Raw genomic sequence first — 6,563 nt, 5'->3', positions numbered from 1 at the left:
CGTCAACGCCACCCACCCCCCCCCCCCCCCCTCCCCCCCCTTCCCCCCCCCCCCCCCCCCCCCCCAGGGCCGTCGGTGGCTGTTACCAGGTGACGCGCAGCTGGCGCGGCCCGTAGGACAGGGCGTCGCCGCGGAAGGGAATGTCCTCCTTGGCGATGTCCAGGCGCAGGCCGGGCAGCCGGTCGGCGACGGCCCGCAGCGCGATCTCCAGCTGGACCCGGACGAGGTGCTTGCCCAGGCACTGGTGCGGTCCGTGGCTGAAGGCCAGGTGGTTGCCGGCCGAGCGGTGGATGTCGAGCCGGTTCGGCTCGTCGTGCACCTTCGGGTCGCGGTTGCTGGTGTCGAGGAGCACGATGACGGCGTCGCCCTCCTTGATCGTGTGTCCCTCGTACTCGATGTCGGCGGCCGCGACCCGCTTGGTGGCCCGGGCGATGGTGTAGTAGCGGAGCATCTCGTCGATCGCGCCGGGCCACAGGTGCGGCTCGGCCCGCAACTCCTCGGCCACGTCCGGGAACTCGGCGAGCGCGAGCACGCCGAGGCCCAGCATGTTGGCCGACGGCTCGTGCCCGGCGACCAGCAGGAACATCGCGTTGTCGACCAGGTCGGCGTCGCTGAGCTCGATCTCCTTGGACGCCTTCGCCTTGACGATCATCCTGCTGAGCAGGTCGTCACCGGGCTTGCGGGTGCGCTGCTGCATGACGCTGTCGACGTAGCCGCGCAGTTCGACGACGGCTTCGAGGTTCTCCTCGCCGCGGTCCATCTCGATGATCTGCTCGGTGCGCTTCTGGAAGTACTCGCAGTCCTCCTCCGGGATGTCCAGCACCTTGCAGATGGTGCGGGTGGCGACCGGGAAGGCGAACGACTCGATCATCTCGGCGGGCGGGCCCTTGCGGACCACCTCGTCGACGATCTCGCCGAAGACCTCCTCGAAGTACGGCCGGACCGCCTCGGCGTGCCGGGGCGTGAAGTCCTCCGCGATCATGCGGCGGGCCACGTCGTGCTCCGGCGAGTCCATGTTGAACAGGTGGCGGCTGAACTGGCCCCGCTCCTTCTGCAGGGCCTCCCGCTGCGAGAAGGGCGGCGTCTTCGCCGGGTTGTTGCTGATGCGACGGTCGGCGAGCAGGGAGCGCACGGCGTCGTGGCTGGCCGCGAGCCAGGCCGGACGGCCGTCCTCCATGGTGAAGGGGCAGACGCCACCGCTCTCCTCGAGGAGTTCGAGGTGCTCGGCGGGCGGGGTGTCGGGCACGGACCGGCGTACGGGGAAGGAAGGCATGAGAAGGAACTCCGTTTCGAAGGAAGGAAAGGAACGGACGGGAACGAGGACAGGGCAGGATGCCGCTGTCGGTGACGTGTCGTCAGTCGCGGGTTCTCTCAGGGCGGCGGACGGCCGTACCGAGCCAGTCGTGCACGGTGTCGGCGGTGCGCGGGGCGTGATCCTCCATCATCGTGAAGTGGTCTCCGGGCACGTCGACGGCGGTGTGCGGCAGGTTCCAGCGGGCCTGCCACCGTCCTTCGACGGGCATACCGGTCATGGGGTCGCCGGCGCGTACGTGCAGCACCGGCACGTCGACCGGACAGGGGGTCCAGTCGAAGCCGAAGTAGTGGCCCATCGCGGTGAGCCAGGCCTCGCCGAAGGCGGCGCCCGTCCTGCCGTCGCGATCGCGCTGGCCCTGCTCCATGGCGCCCTGGATGCGGGCCATCACCTCCGTCTGGTCGGGGGCGTAGGTGTCGACGAGCACGACGGCCGCGGGCGGCCTGCCGAGCTCGGCGAGTCGGGCCGCCAGCGCCTGCGCGGCAAGACCGCCGGCCGAGTAGCCGAGCAGCACGGGCCTGTCGTGCCCGGCCACGGCCCGCGCGTGGGTGTCGAGCAGGACGTCGAGGCCCGCCGGCAGAGGCTGTCCGGGTACGAACCCGGGCTGGCGCAGGACGAAGATGTCCCGCCGTCCGCGCAGGGCCGCGGCGAACCGCAGGAACTTGTGCGGATCGGCCTTGCCGAGGTGTGAGGGGATGCAGAACAGGGGCGGCCCGTCCCCGCCGGAGGTGAGCCGCAGCGGCGGCAGCTCCAGTCCGGCCGGGTCACGGTAGGCGGGCCGGAAGGCGGCGGCCGCGGTGAGCACGTCGATGAACTCCAGCCGCCGACCGTTCCGGTCGGCCTCCTGCCACAGCTCACCGAGACCGCTTCCGCCGCCCGCATCCGGGACTTCGGCGCCCGCGGGCGCCGGGTTGTCGCCGGGCACGGCGGGGCGGTCCGCGATCCGTTCGCCGAGGTGGGCGGCGAGTCCGGCGGGTGTGCGCTGCTCCAGGGCGAGCGTCGCGGGAAGCGTGAGACCAGTGCGGGTGGCGAGCCTGTTGCGCAGTTCGATGGACGTCAGCGAGTCGAAGCCGAGGGCGAGGAACTCCTGGTCGGCGCCGATCCGCGCCGGATCGGCGTACCGCAGTACGGCGGCGATCTCCTCCCGGACCGCCTCCAGCAACACCTCACTGTGCGCCTCCGCCGGACACCCCGCCAACCGGGCGAGCAGGTCCGGGCGTTGTTCGACGGCGGCCTCCGCCGGCCTGGCCGCACGCACCTCGGGGAGCTCGTCGAGCAGACGCTGTGTCGATCCTGCGGCCAGCCGCGCCCAGTCCGCGTCGGCCACGACCAGCGGCCCGTTGCCCCGGCCCAGGGCCCGTACGGCCTGTTCCGGCGGCAGCGGGGTGAGACCGCTGCGGCGGAGCCGGTCGGCGACCTCCTGCGCGGCGGCCATGCCGTCGCCCTCCCACGGTCCCCATGCAAGCGAGACCGCGGGCAGTCCCCGCGCGGTGCGGTGTGCGGCGAGCGCGTCCAAGTAGGCGTTGGCAGCGGCGTAGTTGGCCTGCCCGGCGCCGCCGAGGACACCGGCGAGGGAGGAGAACAGCACGAAGGCGTCCAGCTCCCGGTCCCGGGTCAGTTCGTGCAGGTTCCTCGCGCCGAGCAGCTTGGGCCGCAGCACGCGCTCGACCTGGGCGGACGTCATCGAGGTGAGCAGTCCGTCGTCGACGACCCCGGCCGTGTGCACGACGGCGCCGGGCGCGTGTGCGTCCAGGAGCATGCGTACGGCGTCACGGTCGGCGACGTCGCAGCGCACCACCGTCGCCTTCACGCCCGCGGCGACCAGGTCGGCCCGCAGCGCCTCGGCGCCCTCGCCGTCGGGCCCCCGGCGCCCGGCCAGCACGATGTGCTCGGCTCCCTCCTCCGCCAGCCACCGCGCGACGTGTCCGGCGAGCGCCCCGGTCCCGCCGGTCACCAGCACGGTGCCGCGCGGCGTCCACCGGCTGTCGCCGGTACGGGAGCGGACCAGCCGCCGTGCGAACACCCCGGCCTGCCGGACCGCGGTCTCCTGCTCGCTCCGGTCGAGCAGCCTGGCGCACAGCCGGCGTCCGGCCTGCTCGGTGAGGTCGGCGGGCAGGTCGATGCGCGCCGCCCCCATTTCGGGCCGCTCGGCGGCTGCCGCCCGCGCCAGCCCCCAGAGCATGGCCTGCTCCGGGTTGGGCACGGCATCGGACGTACCGACCGCTACGGCTCCACTGGTGATGATCCACAGCGGCACGGCGGATCCGGCGGCGGCGAGGTCCTGCACCAGCCGAAGAGTCGCGTTCAGGCCGCCGTCGCCGTCGCCGTCGCCGTCGGCACTCGAGCCCGGCAGAGAGATGACTCCGGCCAGTTCGGTGTCGGCGTCGTGCGGGACACGCGCGGCCTCGACGACGGTGGCACCGTGCCGGGCCAGCGCGTCCGCGACGGCGTCGGCGAGCGGCCGGGGCGCTTCCTCGGGGCGGACGAGCAGCCAGGTACCGGCCAGGACGGGTGCCGGGCCGTCGTCGACGAGCGGCACCCAGTCGACGCGGTGCGTCCAGTCGTCGAGCGGCTCACGGGGGGCATCTTCGACGGTGGGCCTGTCGGGGCGTTCCATCCAGTAGTGCTGGTGCTGGAAGGGGTAGGTGGGCAGGTCGACGGTGCGGGCCTGCGGGAACAGCGGGGCCCAGTCGACCGGGTGGCCCTGCACGTACAAAGTGGCGGCCGCGGTCAGGGCCGTGCGGACATCGTCGTGGTCGGGACGCAGGGTGGGCACAGCGGTCACCGAAACGTCCGCGCTCTCCGCGCAATGGGTGACCATCGAGGTCAGCGTCCCGGCAGGCCCCAGCTCGACGAACGTCCTCACACCCCGCTGCAAAAGAGCATCGACACCATCGGCGAAACGCACCGGCTCACGGACCTGCCGCACCCAGTACTCCGGCGTCCCCCACTCCACAGGATCCACCCAGCTACCCGTGACATTGGAGACCACCGGCAACGACGGAGTGCGGTACTCCACCGACTCCAAAACCCTACGGAACTCCCCCAACACCGGCTCCACCAACGGCGAATGGAACGCATGCGAGACCGCCAGACGACGCGAACGCACCCCGCAGGCAGCCCTCACCCGCTCCACACCCGCCTCAGGCCCGGAAATCACGACCTGCCCCGGCGCGTTCACCGACGCGACCACCACGTCATCACCCAGCAGACCGGCCAGATCCTCCACCGAGGCCTGGACAGCGGCCATCGCCCCACCGGACGGCAACCCCTGCATCAACCGGGCCCGCGCGGCCACGACATGACACGCATCCTCCAGCGACCACAACCCCGCCACACACGCCGCCGACAACTCACCAATGGAATGACCGACCAGATACCCCGGCCGCACACCCCACGACCCCAACAACCGAAACAGCGCCACCTCCAACGCGAACAACCCCGCCTGCGCCCACCCCGTCCGGTTCAACTCACCCGCATCCGAACCGAACACCACCCCCCGCAAACCCGAGCCGATCCGCTCACACACCTCGTCGAAAACCTCGGCGAACACCGGGAACCGCTCATACAACCCCCGGCCCATCCCCAACCGCTGACTCCCCTGACCAGCGAAGACATACGCCAGACCACCCGGCGCGGAAGAGGCGACACCCCGCACCCCCCGGCCCCGCGCGACCTCCTCCAGCCCCTGGACGAAGTCATCCCGCTCCCGGCCCACGACCACAGCCCGGTGCTCGAACACCGCACGCGTCGAAACCAACGACCACCCCACATCAGCCGGATTCAACTGGGCGCTATCGGCAGCCAGTTGGTGCGCCAGAGGCTGCAACGCTTCGGCCGACCGCGCCGAAAGAACCCACGGCACGACACCCGACGCAGGCGTGGAGGACTCCGGTGCCGCTTCCTCTTCCTGCGGCTCCTCGATGATCACGTGTGCGTTCGTGCCGGAGATCCCGAACGACGACACACCCGCCCGCCGCAGACGACCGCCCTCCGACGACCACTCCCGCTCCTCGGTCAGCAACCGCACCGCACCCGAGTCCCAGTCCACCTCACCCGACGGCTCATCCACATGCAGCGTCCGAGGGAGGCGGCCCTTCTCCATGGCCAGCACCATCTTGATGACACCGGCCACGCCGGCGGCGGCCTGCGCGTGACCGATGTTCGACTTCACCGACCCCAGCCACAACGGACGCCCGGCATCCCGGCCCTGCCCATACGTCGCCAACAACGCCTGCGCCTCGATCGGATCCCCCAGCGACGTCCCCGTACCGTGCGCTTCCACGGCGTCCACGTCCTCCGGCGCCAGGCGTGCGCTGGCCAACGCCGCGCGGATCACCCGCTGCTGCGACGGACCGTTCGGCGCCGTCAGACCGTTCGACGCACCGTCCTGATTCACCGCCGAACCCCGCACCACCGCCAGCACCCGATGCCCGTTGCGCCGCGCCACCGACAACCGCTCAAGGACCAGTACGCCCACGCCTTCGGCGAAACCCGCGCCGTCGGCCCCGGCCGCGAAGGCCTTGCAGCGCCCGTCACCCGCCAGGCCGCGCTGGTGGGAGAAGGCGGTGAACACCGTCGGGGTGGCCATGACCGTGGCGCCGCCGGCGAGGGCCAGTTCGCACTCGCCGGACCTCAGTGCCTGTACGGCCGAGTGGAGGGCCACCAGGGAGGACGAGCACGCCGTGTCGACCGTGACAGCGGGGCCCTCCAGGCCGAGCGCGTAGGAGACGCGGCCGGACATCACGCTGGCCGAGCAGGCGGTCGCCAGGTAGTTGGCGTACTCGCCGCCGGATCCGGCGAAGAGGGAGAAGTAGTCCTGGCCGATCGTGCCGAACCAGACGCCGGTGCGGCTGCCGTGCAGGGATCCGGGGTCGATCCTGGCGTGCTCGATCGCCTCCCACGAGCCTTCGAGCAGCAGCCGTTGCTGCGGGTCCATCGCCAGCGCCTCGCGCGGTGAGATGCCGAAGAACTCGGCGTCGAACCGGCCGGCGTCGTACAGGAATCCGCCCTCGCGCCGGTAGGTCCGCTCGTCGTCGAACGCCGTGTCGAGGTTCCAGCCGCGGTCGGTCGGCAAGGGGGCCAGGGCGTCGGTTCCGGTGTCGAGGAGTTCCCAGAACTGCTCCGGTGTCCGCACGCCGCCGGGCAGTCGGCAGCTCATGCCGACGATCGCGACGGGCTCGGTCGCCCTGCGCTCGGTGTCGCGCAGCCGTTGCTTTGTGGTCCGCAGGTCGGCGAGCGTCTTCCTCAG

The 6,563-nt window shown here is 71.8% G+C and carries 1 protein-coding gene and 1 pseudogene; both read right to left on the bottom strand.

Annotated features, from left to right (window positions below; all coding sequences use genetic code 11):
* Nucleotides 1-82: 82 nt before the first annotated feature.
* Nucleotides 83-1,273: a cytochrome P450 gene (locus tag AC07DO_RS16875; RefSeq protein WP_479060334.1), complete on the bottom strand. Its 1,191-nt coding sequence runs from the start codon at nt 1,271-1,273 to the stop codon at nt 83-85.
* Between the two features lie 82 nt (nt 1,274-1,355).
* Nucleotides 1,356-6,554: pseudogene (locus AC07DO_RS16870) on the bottom strand (SDR family NAD(P)-dependent oxidoreductase); the annotation flags it as partial.
* Between the last annotated feature and the right edge of the window lie 9 nt (nt 6,555-6,563).

The organism is Streptomyces sp. NPDC045678 (assembly GCF_056432085.1).
Note: the sequence above shows the minus strand (reverse complement) of the source record. Positions and strands in the feature narration are given on the sequence as shown.